Source organism: Propionibacterium australiense (genome assembly GCF_003666605.1).
In the GTDB taxonomy this organism is placed as follows: Bacteria; Actinomycetota; Actinomycetes; order Propionibacteriales; family Propionibacteriaceae; genus Propionibacterium; species Propionibacterium australiense.
Window position 1 is genome coordinate 55,824 of sequence record NZ_RCIV01000011.1, and the last position, 15,517, is coordinate 71,340.

Sequence of the window (15,517 nt, forward strand, 5' to 3'; positions counted from 1 at the left end):
ACTTTGGCATAGTTATTCCTTCAAAGGAATGAGTCTCGCATCTTTCTCGCTCAGCCGCTGGTTCGACATCGCATACTTTTCAGATTATGCTTGCTCTTCGTGAGCAAGGTATTGACGTCTCTTCCCGTGGGCGAGCGGGTCGGCATCGCCTTCAGCGGCGGCCTCGACACCAGCTGCGCCGTCGCCTGGATGCGCGAAAAGGGCGCTGTCCCATGCACCTACACCGCCGACATCGGCCAGTACGACGAGCCCGACATCGCGTCGGTGCCCGGGCGCGCCGGTCAGTACGGCGCCGAGATCAGCCGACTCGTCGACTGCCGGGACGCGCTCGTCGAGGAGGGGCTGTCGGCCCTGGCCTGCGGCGCGTTCCACATCTGCAGTGCCGGCAAGTTCTACTTCAACACCACGCCGATCGGCAGGGCCGTCACCGGCACGCTGCTCGTGCGCGCCATGGCCGAGGACGACGTCTCCATCTGGGGCGACGGCTCGACCTACAAGGGCAACGACATCGAGCGCTTCTACCGCTACGGCCTCATGGCCAACCCGGCGCTGCGCATCTACAAGCCCTGGCTCGACGAGGCCTTCGTCAACGAGCTCGGCGGCCGTGACGAGATGAGCACCTGGCTCACCGCGCACGATCTTCCGTACCGTGATTCCAAGGAGAAGGCCTACTCCACCGACGCCAACATCTGGGGCGCCACGCACGAGGCCAAGACGCTGGAACGTCTCGACGTCTCGATCGAGACCGTCGAGCCCATCATGGGCGTCAAGTTCTGGGACCCCTCGGTCACCATCGAACCCGAGGTCGTCACCATCGAGTTCGAGCAGGGCCGCCCGGTCAGGATCAACGACGAGAGCTTCGGTTCGCCCGTCGACCTCGTCCTCAAGGCCAACGAGATCGGCGGCCGCCACGGCCTCGGCATGAGCGACCAGATCGAGAACCGCATCATCGAGGCCAAGAGCCGCGGCATCTACGAGGCCCCCGGCATGGCGCTGCTGTTCATCGCCTACGAGCGGCTAGCCAACGCCATCCACAACGAGGACACCATCAGCAACTACCGCACCGAGGGCCAGCGCCTGGGCAGGCTCATGTACGAGGGCCGCTGGCTCGACCCGCAGTCCCTCATGATCCGCGAGTCGATCCAGCGCTGGGTGGCCTCCGTCGTCACCGGCAAGGTCACGCTGCGCCTGCGCCGCGGTGACGACTACTCGATCCTCAACACCGAGGGACCGGCCTTCAGCTACCACCCGGAGCGCCTGTCGATGGAGCGCGTCGAGGACGCCGCCTTCGGTCCGCTCGACCGGATCGGCCAGCTGACCATGCGCAACCTCGACATCTCCGACTCGCGGGCCCGCCTCGAGCAGTACGCCGCCCAGGGCCAGCTCACCGGCGGCGAGGCCGCCAAGCTCGTCGGCCAGCTCGAGGCCGGCAAGTCGTCCGAGATCGCCGACAACCCGCTGCACGCCGGCGAGGCCGAGGCGACCCCGCTCGACAACGCGGCCATGGAGTCCGGCACCGACTGACCAGACCGCTGGCTCGGGTACGAGCACGTCCACGGTTGGCGCCCGCCCTGCGGCGATTCGTCCGCGGGGCGGGCGCCTACTGTGGAGGCATGAGTGTTGACGAGCTGAGCCACATCCTGGCCGGGGCCTCGCGGGCCGTCTTCTTCGGCGGGGCCGGCGTCTCGACCGAGAGCGGCATCCCCGATTTCCGTTCCGCCACGGGCCTGTACACGACGCACTCGGGCGGGCAGTACCCGCCGGAGTACATGCTCTCCCACGGCTGCTGGCGCGACCAGCCGGAGGCCTTCTACGAGTTCTACCGAGCAGCCATGATCCACCCCGATGCGAAGCCGAACGCCGCCCACTGGGCGCTGGCCCGGCTCGAGGAGGCGGGCAAGCTCGCGGCAGTCGTCACCCAGAACATCGACGGGCTGCACCAGCTGGCCGGTTCGCGGACCGTCCACGAGGTGCACGGCTCGGTGCTGCGGAACCGCTGCACCGGCTGCGGACGCCGGTACCCGTTGGAGGCGATCACCTCGTCGACGGGGATCCCGCGGTGCGAGGACTGCCAGGGCATCATCAAGCCCGAGGTCGTCCTGTACGAGGAGAACCTCGACACGGGTGTCATGGCTGCGGCCATGGACGCGATCAGTCGCGCCGACGTGCTCATCGTCGGCGGCACCTCGCTCAACGTCTACCCGGCGGCCGGCCTGCTCAACTACTTCCTCGGCAGACCGCTCGTCCTCATCAACAAGTCGGCGACGCCCGCCGATTCGAGCGCCGACCTGGTGATCCACGACTCGATCGGTGCCGTACTGGGCGCAGCGACCGACGCGGCCCTGGCCTGACCGGCCGGGGCCGTGCCCCGGGTGATCAGTTCAGCGCTGCGATCGCGGCGTCGTAGTCGGGCTCGTTCGAGGTCTCCTCGACGAGCTGGGTGTGGACGATCCGGCCGTTCTCGTCGATGACGACGACGGCGCGGGCCAGCAGGCCCCGCAGCGGGCCGTCGACCATGCGCAGACCATAGGCCTTGCTCATCGCGTGCGAGCGGAACGCCGACCCGGTGACGACGTTCTCGATGCCCTCGGTGGTGCAGAAGCGCTTGGCGGCGAAGGGCAGGTCCTTCGAGACGCATACGACGGTGGTGTTCTCCAGACCGGCCGCGAGCTCGTTGAACCTGCGGACGCTCATCGCGCACACGCCGGTGTCGAGGCTCGGGAAGATGTTGAGGATCACCCGGCGGCCCCGCAGGCCCTCCAGGGTGACGGGCTCCAGGTCTGCGCCGACGAGATCGATCTCGGGGGCCTGCGAGCCGACGGCGGGCAGCTCGCTGCGGGTGTGGACGGGTTCGCCTCGGAAAGTGATGTCAGCCATGACTCATGTCTACGCCATGCGGCGCCGCCATGGGGACGCTTCCACGTGTTTCACCCACGAGCTGAGCCGCAAACGATGGTCGCGCATCCGCGCACGACGGTATCCCGCCCTCTGGGCCGCTGCGAAGAAGAAGCAGGGACGCCCCGAGCAGGAACCGCTCGATGCGCGAGCTCCCGGAGGCGAGCCCGCGGGGCCGCAGCCGAATGCGACGAGGGGCGGCAGCTCGCCGCGGGCAGGCTCCCCGATGCGTGCCGCGAGGACCCCGTGCAACGCAGCCCTGCCGCCGACTATCCACCCCGGATCCTGGGCGGGGAACAGCCGGGCCTCACGGACCGGGACTCCGGTGCCGCGAGCCCCACTGGGTCGGGAAGGGTTCACCTCGGCGGCACGCACAATCCTCGAGGTAATTTCCAAGAGACTCAGCAGGAGATGACATCCCAAGCCATGCTCTGATTCATTGAGGCTGTGACAATCCTGCGCCATAGGCCGGATCCGCCGTGATGCCGCTTCCTCGGCGCTCCGTGCCCCATGACAGGCGACTCTGGGACCGGCGCTGAGCCATCTGGCCAGGTCGACATTCTTGCTCTTGGGCGGACATGTGGTATTCTCCACCTCGCATTTTGCTCTTGTGTTTTCCTGATCGTTCTCGAATCGCCTGCGATGAGACCTGTCCCCCAGTCAGTGACGCACAGACGAAAACATCACGAATCACCAAGCCCTCCCGATGAGCTTCACCACACACCCCGGGTGATCCATCAGCGATCCGATCCGCGAGGAAGACAGAAGAAACGGAAGGAGTCTTCATAGCGGCGGGCGAGAACACCGAGGAGAATCCCCGTCTTGTCATCGACCCAACCGACACGAGAGAAAATCGACCATCTCACCTGGCCCGACATCCTCGTGCTCACCGTCATCATGTGGGGGCACAGCATCGTCACCTCCACGACCGCCTATCTGTCCCAGCTGGAGGGCACCGAAACCGCCGACGAGAGCCTTGAGTTCGCCGCCTCGGACAACTACGGGGCGCTGGCCATGCAGGCGGTCCTCCTGCTCCTGGCCCTGGCATATCTGTGGATGCGACGCTTCGACTTCAGAACATGGCACGTGCGTCTCAGCCCGAAGGCCCTCGTCCAGGGCATCCTGGTCTTCCTCGGCGGGGCGCTTCTCATGGACGCCTATTTACTGATCACCAGCCCGCTCACGGAGATCCTTCCCATCCCGGGACCCATCGGCGCCTTCTTCGGGAACGAGACGGTGTCGAAGGTGATCTACTCCCTGCTCAACGGCTTCTACGAGGAGATCTACTTCCTCGGCATCTGCCTCGCAGTCAAGCCCCACCAGCTGAAATGGGCGGTCCCGTTCTCCTTGCTGGTCCGCGCAAGTTTCCACACCTACCAAGGAATGATCAACGCGCTCGGGATCGGAGTACTGTTCGGCGGACTCATCTACCTGCTCTACAAGCGGTCCAAGGACAAGAACCTGCTTCCCTTCTTCATCGCCCATGCGATGGGGGACATCTTCGGCGTGGGCCTTGTCTCCTATTTCTGGACATGATGGGGAGCGAGCCGGGGCACGGCCAGCCCCCTGGGCACGGGGCCACAAGCATCCATGACCGGGGCGGCGTAGAACAGATCCCCCCAGCCACAGCGACGCCAGGCCCATCGGAAGTCGTGGCGGCCGGCCCCTGCTCACCGAAACAGCCCTCACACCACCACGACCCCGGGCAATACCGTCATGCGCGAGTCCCCTGGCCATCGATCCGCCCATCCGTTCACTCCTGGGTGAAGAAGCCCCTCTCATTCATCAGCGCTGAGCGAACAACTGCGCGGTGGGGATCGTCGCGCAATGCGGACATCCCTGCCGCGCAACGATCTGCGTCTAGTCTGTGATCGACCCTGAGAACACCCCGATCCTCAGTGGACACCCGATAGCCGGTGGCAGGACCACCGGAAGCAAGGAGCATCCATGGCCCAGGAAAGCACTGCCCCGACGACGAGCGACGCCTCGGCGATCGTCGACGCCCTCGGCGGCCCCGACAACATCACGAGCCTCACCCACTGCGCGACGCGGCTGCGGTTCCAGCTGCGCGACGGTTCCGGCGTCGACAAGGACACGGTCGAGAAGATCCCCGTCGTCATGGGCGCCGTGCCGCAGACCGGCAACCGCTACCAGGTCGTCATCGGCGGGGCCGTGGCAACCGTCTACAACGAGATCATGGCCCTGCCGCAGATGGCGACGATGGGCTCCGGCAGCAAGAAGCCCTCCGACGCCGAGGTCAAGGCCGCCGCCAGGCAGGGCGGCGTCCGCGGCCGGTTCAGCTGGGTGGACACCTTCTTCGAGTTCCTGTCCGACTCCTTCCGCCCGATCATCGGCGTGCTGCTGGGCGCCTCGCTGTTCATCACCTTCATGGCCCTCATGAGCACGCTCGGTGTCATCGGCAACTGGTCGAGCGGCGAGGCCGAACTGCCGCCGAGCTGGGCGTTCATCAACCTGTGCTGGCGATGCGTCTTCTACTTCCTGCCGCTCTCGGTGGCCTACAACGCCACCAAGAAGGTGGGCGCCGACCCGTGGATCGGCTTCTCGGTCATGGCGGTCCTGCTGCTGCCCGGCTTCATGACCGCCGACAACTCCCTGCTGTCGGACAGCCACGTCACGCACGTGCTGGGCCAGGACATCAACATCGTCCAGGCCTTCGGGCTTCCCCTGACGATCTTCGACTACGGCCAGCAGGTGTTCCCGCCGCTGCTCATGGCCGGGCTGCTCGGCCCGCTGTACAAATTGACCAAGCGGATCATCCCCGACAACCTGCAGCTGATCTTCGTGCCCTTCCTGTGCATGCTCATCATGATCCCGCTCACCGCGTTCGTCCTCGGCCCGATCGGCGTCTACGCCGGCGCCGGCCTGTCGACCGCGCTGAAGGCCGTCAACGACCTGTCACCGTTCATCTTCTGCCTGCTCATCCCGCTGCTGTACCCGTTCATGGTGCCGCTGGGCCTGCACTGGCCGATCAACGCCGTCATGCTGCTCAACATCCAGGCGATCGGCTACGACTACATCCAGGGGCCGATGGGCGCCTGGAACTTCGCCTGCTTCGGCGCCTCCGCCGCGGTGCTGGCCATCTCGATCCGTGAGAAGGACGTCGAGATGCGCCAGACCGCCACCGGCGCCGTCGTCGCCGGCCTGGTCGGTGGCATCTCGGAACCGAGCCTGTACGGCATCCACCTGCGTTTCCGGCGCATCTACCCGCGCATGCTCATCGGCTGCGTCGTCGGCGGCCTCATCCAGGGCATCGGCGGTGGCGTGACGACGAACGCCTTCGTCTTCACCTCGCTGCTGACGATCCCCGCCTTCAGCAACATCCCGCTGTACGCCCTCTCGGTACTCGCCGCGTTCGCCGTCGCATTCGTCGCCATCTACTTCTCCGACTACCGCACCCCCGAGCAGCGCGCCGAGTCCAGGGAGCGCATCGCGCAGCAGCGCGCCGAGCACGAGACCCGGGAGATCGCGCGCGAGGCGAGGAAGACAGAGCACAAGGCGGAGAAGAGCGCCACCGCTCCCGCCCCGGCGAAGACCGCCCTCGCCCCGAACGCCGTGACCAAGGTCGCCTCGCCGCTGGCCGGCCGGGTCATCCCCCTCGAAGAGGTGCCCGACCCCGTGTTCAGCGCCGGGACCGTCGGCAAGGGTGTCGGCATCGAGCCGGTCGGCACCACCGTCGTGGCCCCAGGCGACGGCACGATCGTCGTCGCACAGGCCACCGGCCACGCCTTCGGCGTCAAGCTCGACAACGGCATCGAACTGCTCATCCACGTGGGCATCGACACCGTGAACCTCGAGGGCAGGGGCTTCGACGTGAAGGTCGCCAAGGGCGACCGTGTGGCGGCCGGTGACCCGCTCGTCACCTTCGACCCCGAGGTCATCACCGAGGCCGGCTACTCGCTCGTCACGCCGGTGCTCGTGACGAACGTCCGCAGGTTCGCCGAGATCACCAGGATCGCCGAGGGCGAGGTGAACCCGGGCGACGCCATCATCGAGACGACGGCCAAGCCGCCCAAGGAGCCCAAGCCCGCAGCCGAGTGAGCCCCCAGGTCTGGGTGGACAGAGGCCCCCGCGCATCGGCGCGGGGGCCTCGTCGTCGGTGCAGCCGACCGGCTCAGACCATCGTTGCGGCCGACAACTGCGTCATGTACGAGAAGTACTCGGCCAGCGCCATGGCCAGGCCGTCGTCCTCCCAGCTGCGTTCGGCGATCTCGCGGGCGCGGCGCTTCATCGGCTTGGCCTCCAGCCGCGGGAAGACGGCGGTCAGCGAACGCGAGGCGTAGAGCAGGGCGATGAGGGCGCGGGTGCGGTCGTCGGGTTCGGCGCCGCCGAGCGCGGCACGCACCCGGGCCCGCAGGTCGATCTCGGTGCTCGCGTCGCCCTCGGGGTAGCGGGTGAGCGGGATGAGGCCCAGCAGCTTGATGTGGCGCTCCCGCAGGATGCCCGCCTCGACCAGGTGCTGCAGCTCGTAGCTGCGCAGCGAGCGGACCGGGCCCGAGCGGGACGAGAAGGGCCCCACGAGAGCGGAGATGGCCTGGTCGTAGGTCTTGCCCTCGACGGTCTCGACGATCTGGGCGAAGAACTCGTCGCTCGGCTCCTCCTCGCCGCGGGCGAGCAGCTTCGTGTTCTTCGGTCCCTCGACGAAGACGAGCTGGCGCTTGGCGATGAGTTCGACGATCTCGGCCGCGGCGACGGTGAAGTTCACCGTGGTGAGGTCACGGACGAAACCGCCCTTCTTGTCGTCGAGGACGAGTAGGAGATACTCGGCGGCTAGGTTCACTGTGGTCGTCATGGCTCAGACCCCCTGTGGTGCGGAGCACCCGCCCTTGGGTGCCTGTGCCCATTATGGCCCCGCGGGCACGAACCCACCACGGCCTTCCCCGCACGAGTGCCCGGGCCGGGCACGGGTGCGCTCAGCGCGTCTCGAAGAGCTCCTGGCCGCCCAGGTAGGGGCGCAGCACCTCGGGGACGACCACCGAGCCGTCGGCCTGCTGGTAGTTCTCGAGGATCATGAGGATCATGCGGCTCATGGCGCACAGGGTGCCGTTGAGGGTCGCCACGTGCTCGATGTTCTTGCCGTCGCGCATGCGGATGCCCAGCCGGCGGGCCTGGAACTGGGTGCAGTTCGAGGTCGAGGTGATCTCGCGGTACCTGCCCTGCGAGGGCACCCAGCCGTAGCAGTCGTACTTGCGGGCGGCCGAGGCGCCGAGGTCGCCGGAGGCCACGTCGAGCACCTGGAAGGGGATGCCGAGGTCGGTGATGAACTCCCTCTCGTTCTCCAGCAGCCGCTGGTGCTCGGCGACGGCGTCCTCGGGCCGGCAGTAGGTGAACATCTCGAACTTGTCGAACCAGTGGACGCGGAAGATGCCGCGGGTGTCCTTGCCGTACGAGCCGGCCTCGCGGCGGAAGGCGGGGCTGAAGCCGGCGAGCCGGATCGGCAGTTCGCCGGCGTCGAGGATCTCACCCGAGTGGTAGGCGGCCAGGGGGACCTCGGCGGTGCCGACCAGGTACTGGTTGTCGCGTTCCAGGTAGTAGACGTCGTCGGCGGCCTGGCCGAGGAAGCCGGTGCCGTCCATGGCCTCGGGGTTGACCAGGGCCGGCGGGATCACCGGGGTCAGGCCCCAGGCGAGGGCCTTCGTCAGGGCGAACTGGATGAGGGCGAACTCGAGCAGGGCGCCGGGGCCGGTGAGGAAGTAGAACCGGGAGCCGGAGACCTTGGCGCCGCGCTCCATGTCGATGGCGCCGATGCCCTCGCCGAGCTCGAGGTGGTCCTTGACCTCGATGCCCTCTGCGGCGAAGTCGCGGGGGCTGCCCACCTCGTCGATGACGTACAGGTCGTCCTCGCCGCCGGCCGGCACGTCCTCGAAGACGATGTTGCCGAACTGCTTGACGATCTCGGTGTACGCGGCGTCGGCCTCGTCGGCAGCGGCCTGCAGCGCCTTCACCTGGGCCGACAGCTCCTTGGTGCGGGCCAGCAGGGCCTTCTTCTCGTCGCCGGAGGCCTTGGCGATCCGGGCGCCGAACGACTTCTGCTCGGCGCGCGCGGTCTCGAAGGCGCTGATCGACGAGCGGCGCGCCTCGTCCGCGGCGAGTGCCTCGTCGACCAGGTCCACGGACTCGCCGCGGGCCTTCTGGGAGCGACGGACACGGTCGGGATCGGTGCGCAGCAGTTTCGGGTCGATCATGGGCCAAGCCTACCGTCGGGGTGCACCGGCGGTTGTCGCGCCGGACGGCGGTGGACCCGGTTGCCGGCCCGCAGATCCGGGGCGCGCCGCCGCCCCGGCCGGAGCAGCCCCTGAGACAATCGGTGCGTGACCACCCGGACGTTCAGCCGCTTCAACCTGTGGGTCGTGTGCCTCTTCGCGCTCGCGTTCCTCGCCTGGACGCATCTGACGCTGCGCACCGGCCTGCTCGCCCGTCTCGATGCCCTCAGCCAGGCCCCGCACCTGATGCCCGGATCGGCCGGTGAGCAGATCGCCGCCGCCTTCGCCCTCGTCACGCATCCGATCATCGTCTGCCTCGTCCTCGCCGGCCTGGGTGTGTGGGCCTGGCGTCGGCGGCTGCGTCATCTCGCCGTGGCGGTCCTCGCCTCGGGCCTGGGCAGCTGGCTGGCCTGCGTCCTGCTCAAGAAGCTCATCGGGCGGCCACGCCCGCCCTCCCCGCTGGACTGGCTGCTCACCTACCGGGGCGCGGCCTACCCGAGCAGCCACATGGCGGTCATCGTGGCCGGCGCCATCACCGCGATCGCCGTCAGCACGACCACCCGGCAGTCCCGTGCCACGATCCTCAGCTGGCGCGTCGTCGGCGTCCTCGCGATCCTGCTCGAGGCCGCCGACCGTTTCGCCATGAACGCCCACCGCCTCACCGACATCGTCGGCGGCGCCCTGCTCGGCGGCCTCGTCACCTCACTCGTCCTCTTCCTGGCCCGGGTACGCATGCTGCCGCTCATCGCCACCCGGCGGCGCAGCACGCCGCGCCCCGTCGGCGGCCTGTGCGTCGTGATCTACAACCCGGCCAAGGTGGCCGACGAGATGGTCTTCCGCCGTCAGATCGCCGACGAGCTGAGCGGGAGACACTGGCAGTCCCCGCTGTGGCTGCAGACCACGCCGGAGGACCCCGGCGCCGAGCAGGCGAGGGAGGCCGTCGCCCGCGGCGCCGACCTGGTCATCGTCGCCGGGGGCGACGGCACCGTGCGCGCCGTGACCCAGGCGCTGGCCGGTTCGGGCATCCCGATCGGCCTGATCCCGGCGGGCACCGGCAATCTGCTCGCCAAGAACCTGGGGCTGCCCCTGGACCAGGAGGACGCCATCTTCGTGGCGATCAACGGCCAGCCGCAGGACATCGACCTCATCAGGCTGGTCGTCGACGGCCACGAGGACGAGCCGCTCCGCTTCGCCGTCATGGCGGGCATCGGTTTCGACGCCCGCCTCATGGCCCGAACGAACGACGCGCTTAAGAAGATGATGGGCGCCGCCGCCTATGTCGTCTCGGCGATGCCCGAGCTGCTCTCCAAACCGCACCGCGTGCAGATCAGCGTCGACGGCGCGAAGCAGGTGCGCGGCAACGCCGTGCTGACGGTCATGGGCAATGTGCCGTCCATCGGCAGCAACGTCACCCTCATCCCGGACTCCGACCCGACCGACGGGCGCATGGAGATGATCGTCGGATCGCCCTCGGGCATCTCGAGCTGGGCGCGGATGGCCACCCGCGTCCTCACCCGCATCGGCGCGGACCGCTCACTGGAACGCTACGCGGGCCGCTCGATGAGCGTGCGGGTCGACGAGCCGATGCCCTTCGAGCTGGACGGCGACACCGTCGGCGAGGGCTCCTACTTCGAGGCCGAGGTCGACCCGGCAGCGGTGTCGATCATGGTCGCCTCGAGCCCGGCGAACCACTCCGCGGCCGCCGCGTAGTCGGCGTTGGCGGTGCCGGCGCGCAGGACCGGTGGCACCCTGTCGGCGCGGGGGTAGCTGCCGAGGAAGACGATCCGCTTGCAGACCCGCTTGAGACCCATGAGCGCCTCGGCCATGCGGGCGTCCGCCATGTGCCCCTCGGCGTCCATGCTGAAGCAGTAGTTGCCCAGCACGGTCTTGGTGGGGCGTGACTCGATGCGACACAGGTTGACGCCGCGCACCGCCAGCTGCTGCAGGATGGCCAGCAGCGCACCGGGCTCGTCGTGCTGGATGTAGGCCACGAACGTCGTCTTGTCCGCCCCGGTCGGCGCCGGCGCCTGCCCCGGGCGGGCCACCAGGATGAACCGGGTGACGGCGGCGCCGTTGTCGGCGATGTCGCTCGCCACCGCCTCGAGACCGTACATCTGGCCGGCGACCGGGGCGCAGACGGCGGCATCGAAACCCGAACCCGGCTGGGAGACGGCCTTGGCGGCACCGGCGGTGGAACCGCGCTCGATCACCTCGGCGTCGGGCAGGTTCTCGGCGAGCCAGTCCCGCACCTGGGCCGCCGCGTGCGGGTGGGTGATGATGCGGCGGACCTGGTCGATGCGCGTGCCGGGCCGCACGCAGAGGTTGAAGCGCACGTTGACGAGCACTTCGTGGATGATCTGCAGGGGCGCGGCATCGGGATCGGCCAGGTTGTCGAGGGTGGCCGAGACACCGCCCTCGACCGAGTTCTCGATCGGCACCATGGCGGCCTCGACCTCACCGGCACGCACCGCGTCGAGCGCCTGGGCGACGGTGCGGAAGGGGACCGCATCGTCCTCGCTGTAGGACAGCAGGGCCTGATGGGTGAAGGTGCCCTGGGGGCCGAAGTATCCGAGCATGGCCCCGAGCCTAGGCGATGGCGTGCGGGCACAGGCCCCGCGTCCGAGCACCGTCACCGGGACGCCGTTGCGGCGCCGGGCGGGCCGGCTCGGCCGCGGCGGATGCTCGCGGCGGGCTCGGGCCAGGACGGGCCGGGCTCGCCGAGGGCATCGGCGAGCAGTGCGAGATAGCGGCTGCGAGGGACCTCGATCCCGCCGAGGCTCGCCAGGTGCGGGGTGAGCCACTGCACGTCGAGCAGCCCCGCCCGGCCACCGGCGCTCAGCTCGTCGACGAGGCGGACGAGCGCCACCTTCGACGCGTCCCGGCCGTGCTGCGGGTCGTGGAACATGGACTCCCCGGCGAAGAGCCCGTGGACGCTGACGCCGTAGAGCCCGCCGACCAGGCGCCCCTCCTCGTCCCAGCTCTCGACCGAGTGCACCCAGCCGCACTCGTGCAGCTCGGTGTAGACGGCCCGGATGTCCTCGTCGATCCACCCGTAGGGGCGGGAGGGATCGGCGCAGCCGGAGAGCACCTGCTCGAAGGCCCGGTCGATGCTCGTCGTGTACCGGTTGAGGGAGCGTTTGAGGCTGTGGCTGACGCGCAGGGCTCGCAGGGGCAGGACGCCCCTGCGCACCGGGGACCACCAGCCGATGCCCTCGTAGCCCGACTCGTGCAGCGGCATCGGGAACAGGCCGGCCGCGTAGGCGGCCAGCGTGAAGTCGGCGTCGAGCGTCTCGGTGAAACCGACGAGGTCCTGCTCGGGCCACTCGTTCACGTCGCCGAAGAGTTCGATGAGCACGGCCCCAATGTATGCGCCGGCACCGGCGGCCGCAGGGGTGACAACGCTGTTTCTCATCCTGGCGTCGGATGACAACGCCCGGGCGACCGGGGTTCAATGGTCGTCATGAGTCAGATGTCCACAGGATGGCCCTACGGGAACACGCCATACACCCCTTCGGGCGCCACCGATCGGCCCGCCACGGGTTCGGGCCCCAGGCAGAGCGCCCCCTTCGTCACGCGCACCGACGCGCTCGCGGCGATCGACGCGAGCGCCGAACTGGGCCCGACTCTTCGTGGCGATGTCGTGGACGCCTTCGTCGCCGACGTGAACGCGAAGCTGGCGGCCGACTGGCAGCAGCGCCAGTACCAGCAGCAGCTCGACGAACAGCACGGCTCGGCCGAGCGCCGGGCGCGCACGCGCGACCTGGTCATCACCCTGGCGATGGCCATCCCGCTGACCGCGATCGGCGGCGAGGCGGCAGGGCTCATCGGCCTGCTCGTCTCGTGGGCCGGTACCGCGGCCGTGGCCGTCGGGCTCAGCCTGCGCCGCGGCACGCCGAAGCAGAACCCCGGCCGTTGAACGGCCCGGCCCCGACCGGCCGGAGGGCCCACGGCCCGGAGCACGGATCGGGCGGGCATCCAGGCGGGCGAGGCCGTCGCCCACGGCTGCGACGGCGACAGAAAAGGTCCCGTCCCCCCGGCGGGGACGGGACCCTCCCTGAAAGGCTCTGGGATCAGACGTTGATGGTCTCGCCGGCGTAGATCAGGTTCGCGTCGACGATGGAGCTGTTGAGGGCCGCGAGCTCCTGCCAGGTGGTGCCATGGGCCTCAGCGATGGCGTTGAGGGTGTCGCCCGGCTGGATCTCGTAGGTGCCAGTGGCCTCACGAGTGGCCTGGTAGCCGCCGGAGTAGGCGGAGGACGAGTCGTACCCGGCGCTGTTGTCGTACGAGTACGAGTTGTCATACGAGTACGAGCCGTCGTAGGAGGCGTCCTGGGCCGACGTGTCGTACGAAGAGCCGTAGGAACCCTCGGTGTTGGTGCCGGTGTAGCTTTCACCGGAGTAGGCGTACGCGCCGCAGACCGGCCACGCACCGATGCCCTGGCCCGCGAGCACGCGCTCGGCCACGGCGATCTGCTCCTCACGGGAGGCATTGGAGGCGCTACCGGAGCCACCGTAGGCGGCCCAAGTGCTCTGGGAGAACTGAAGGCCACCGTAGTAGCCATTGCCGGTGTTTGTGCTCCAGTTACCGCCGGACTCGCAGTTTGCGATGGCGTCCCAGTTGACATCGTCTGCCGACGCGCTCTGCGCCGCAGTCACGGAGACGCCACCGGCGAGGGCAGCCGCAGCCGCAACGGAAGCAATTCGAGAGAGTGTCTTTGCCATGGCTCCATCATGCGACGTTTCCTGAGAAAATCCAACTCCGACTCTCAGATTTTCTCAGGAAAGACGTCTTTCTGTCAGTCAAACTCCCTAGTCAGAGGATTTTCCTGTGAAAACTGAAGCTCTTCCCTCAGATGGTTTCTCAGGAACGCCTCAGTTGGGTGTCGGCTGGGCTCACTGCGGACGGTCCTCGAGGTCGACCCACTCGGTCTCGGCCGGTCCCGTGTAGATCTGGCGGGGACGGTAGATGCGGGTGCTCTCGTTGAAGTAGATCTCGCGCCAGTTGGCGATCCAGCCGGGCACCCGGCCGATCGCGAACATCACCGTGTACATGCTCAGCGGGATGCCGAGGGCACGCAGGATGACACCGGAGAAGAAGTCGACGTTCGGGTAGAGGTTGCGTTCGACGAAGTAGTCATCGGCCCGGGCCACCTCGGCGAGCTCACGCGCCAGGTCGAGCAGCGGATCCTCGACGTGCATCGACTCGAGCAGTTGATCAGCCGTCTCCCCGAGCAGCCTGGCACGCGGGTCCATCGTCTTGTAGACCCGGTGTCCGAAGCCCATGAGCCGCACCGAGTTCCGGCGGTCCTTGACGTCGGCCAGGAAGCGTGCGGGGCTGATGCCCTCGCGACGCAGACGCTGGAGCATCTGGACGACCGCGACGTTGGCACCGCCGTGACGCGAGCCCCACAGGGCGTCGACACCGGCCGAGCAGGAGGCGTACAGGTTCGCGCTGCCGGAGGCCACCATGCGCACGGTCGAGGTGGAGCAGTTCTGCTCGTGGTCGGCGTGCAGCAGGAAGAACAGGTCGAGCGCGCGCGCCTGGGCATCGCTCGGGTAGAACTCCCGGTACGGCAGCGAGAACATCATGTGCAGGAAGTTCTGCGCGTAGCGGTGGTCCTGGCGGGGGTAGACGATCGGCTCGCCCACCGAGGTCTTGTAGGAACCGGCGGCGATGGTGCGCACCTTCGACATGAGATTGGCGGCGTAGCGCTCGAGCATCGCATCGTCGCCCGGATCGATCCTGGGGCGATCGTGGGAGGACAGCGCATTGATCATGGCCGACAGGATGGCCATCGGGTTCGCCTGCTCGGGGAAGGCGTCGTAGTGCTTGCTCATCGAGGTGTGCAGCGCGGCGTTCTCGGTGAGCAGGTCGCTGAAGCTCTGGGTCTGCGCCTTGGTGGGCAGGTGACCGAAGATGAGCAGCTGGGCGACCTCGAGGAAATCTGACTTCTCGGCGAGGGTCTCGATCGGGATGCCGCGGTACCGCAGGATCCCCTTCTCACCGTCGATGAACGTGATGGCCGAGCTGCACGAGCCGGTGTTGCGGTATCCCTCGTCAAGGGTGATGTAACCGGACTCGGCGCGCAGCGAGCCGATGTCGATGGCCCTCTCCCCGCAGCTGCCCACCGCGATGGGCAGCTGGTAGGTCTTGCCGTCGATCTCGAGTTTGGCGAATTCCGTCACAACTCGTCCTTCCTAGGTCAATGGCCGCCTCTTTCCCGGGGACCAGGACGGGCGCCGGACAGTGGCGCCGTGACTGCGGCCGGAGGCCTGATGACGCCGTCCACGGCGTTCAGTAACCGGTCCATACTACGATCCCCGGGACGGCTGCCGGTCCGGCGCCCGCGGGGGTGGACACCCGGCCCTCGGCTACGGTTGAGACACCCGGCCCAGGAGGTT

At 68.3% G+C, this 15,517-nt stretch carries 13 protein-coding genes; 6 read left to right on the forward strand and 7 right to left on the reverse strand.

Features of this window, described 5'->3' with window-relative positions; translation table 11 throughout:
* Nucleotides 1–90: 90 nt before the first annotated feature.
* Nucleotides 91–1,524, forward strand: coding sequence for an argininosuccinate synthase (gene argG, locus D9T14_RS09020; protein ID WP_220451973.1), 1,434 nt, complete (start codon nucleotides 91–93; stop codon nucleotides 1,522–1,524).
* Between the two features lie 89 nt (nucleotides 1,525–1,613).
* Nucleotides 1,614–2,351: an NAD-dependent protein deacylase gene (locus D9T14_RS09025; protein WP_119161454.1), complete on the forward strand. Its 738-nt coding sequence runs from the start codon at nucleotides 1,614–1,616 to the stop codon at nucleotides 2,349–2,351.
* A gap of 25 nt (nucleotides 2,352–2,376) precedes the next feature.
* Here D9T14_RS09025 and tpx read toward each other — a convergent pair whose 3' ends face one another.
* Nucleotides 2,377–2,877, reverse strand: coding sequence for a thiol peroxidase (tpx, locus tag D9T14_RS09030; RefSeq protein WP_119161453.1), 501 nt, complete (start codon nucleotides 2,875–2,877; stop codon nucleotides 2,377–2,379).
* Between the two features lie 840 nt (nucleotides 2,878–3,717).
* On the opposite strand from tpx, the gene D9T14_RS09035 reads away from it, so the two are divergent.
* Nucleotides 3,718–4,431 (forward strand): CPBP family glutamic-type intramembrane protease, encoded by a 714-nt coding sequence (locus D9T14_RS09035; protein ID WP_197720627.1) that lies wholly within the window; start codon nucleotides 3,718–3,720, stop codon nucleotides 4,429–4,431.
* Nucleotides 4,432–4,842: 411 nt separating this feature from the next.
* Complete coding sequence (locus D9T14_RS09040; protein WP_119161452.1) at nucleotides 4,843–6,954, forward strand: glucose PTS transporter subunit IIA; 2,112 nt, start codon at nucleotides 4,843–4,845, stop codon at nucleotides 6,952–6,954.
* A 73-nt stretch (nucleotides 6,955–7,027) separates the two neighbouring features.
* Here D9T14_RS09040 and D9T14_RS09045 read toward each other — a convergent pair whose 3' ends face one another.
* Together D9T14_RS09045 and serS are read right to left on the reverse strand one after the other, a co-directional pair.
* The gene (locus tag D9T14_RS09045) at nucleotides 7,028–7,705 is read right to left on the reverse strand and encodes a GOLPH3/VPS74 family protein (RefSeq protein ID WP_119161451.1); all 678 of its coding nucleotides are present in this window, start codon (nucleotides 7,703–7,705) and stop codon (nucleotides 7,028–7,030) included.
* A 121-nt stretch (nucleotides 7,706–7,826) separates the two neighbouring features.
* The gene (gene serS, locus D9T14_RS09050) at nucleotides 7,827–9,098 is read right to left on the reverse strand and encodes a serine--tRNA ligase (RefSeq protein ID WP_119161450.1); all 1,272 of its coding nucleotides are present in this window, start codon (nucleotides 9,096–9,098) and stop codon (nucleotides 7,827–7,829) included.
* A gap of 126 nt (nucleotides 9,099–9,224) precedes the next feature.
* On the opposite strand from serS, the gene D9T14_RS09055 reads away from it, so the two are divergent.
* The gene (locus D9T14_RS09055) at nucleotides 9,225–10,826 is read left to right on the forward strand and encodes a bifunctional phosphatase PAP2/diacylglycerol kinase family protein (protein WP_119161449.1); all 1,602 of its coding nucleotides are present in this window, start codon (nucleotides 9,225–9,227) and stop codon (nucleotides 10,824–10,826) included.
* Here D9T14_RS09055 and pheA read toward each other — a convergent pair.
* Nucleotides 10,742–11,692: a prephenate dehydratase gene (gene pheA / locus D9T14_RS09060; RefSeq protein ID WP_119161448.1), complete on the reverse strand. Its 951-nt coding sequence runs from the start codon at nucleotides 11,690–11,692 to the stop codon at nucleotides 10,742–10,744. The two genes, D9T14_RS09055 and pheA, sit on opposite strands and share 85 nt — an antisense overlap.
* Nucleotides 11,693–11,745: 53 nt before the next feature.
* Entirely contained in the window at nucleotides 11,746–12,471 is a 726-nt protein-coding gene (gene aat, locus D9T14_RS09065; RefSeq protein ID WP_232012430.1) for a leucyl/phenylalanyl-tRNA--protein transferase, read from the reverse strand.
* A 105-nt stretch (nucleotides 12,472–12,576) separates the two neighbouring features.
* Between aat and D9T14_RS09070 the strand changes: the two genes are divergently transcribed.
* Nucleotides 12,577–13,032, forward strand: coding sequence for a hypothetical protein (locus tag D9T14_RS09070; protein WP_126464153.1), 456 nt, complete (start codon nucleotides 12,577–12,579; stop codon nucleotides 13,030–13,032).
* A gap of 154 nt (nucleotides 13,033–13,186) precedes the next feature.
* Here the strand turns inward: D9T14_RS09070 and D9T14_RS14375 are convergent, their stop codons facing one another.
* The gene (locus tag D9T14_RS14375) at nucleotides 13,187–13,837 is read right to left on the reverse strand and encodes a LysM peptidoglycan-binding domain-containing protein (RefSeq protein WP_119161446.1); all 651 of its coding nucleotides are present in this window, start codon (nucleotides 13,835–13,837) and stop codon (nucleotides 13,187–13,189) included.
* Between the two features lie 171 nt (nucleotides 13,838–14,008).
* A complete protein-coding gene (locus tag D9T14_RS09080; RefSeq protein WP_119161445.1) occupies nucleotides 14,009–15,301 on the reverse strand; it encodes a citrate synthase in 1,293 nt (430 codons plus the stop codon).
* Between the last annotated feature and the right edge of the window lie 216 nt (nucleotides 15,302–15,517).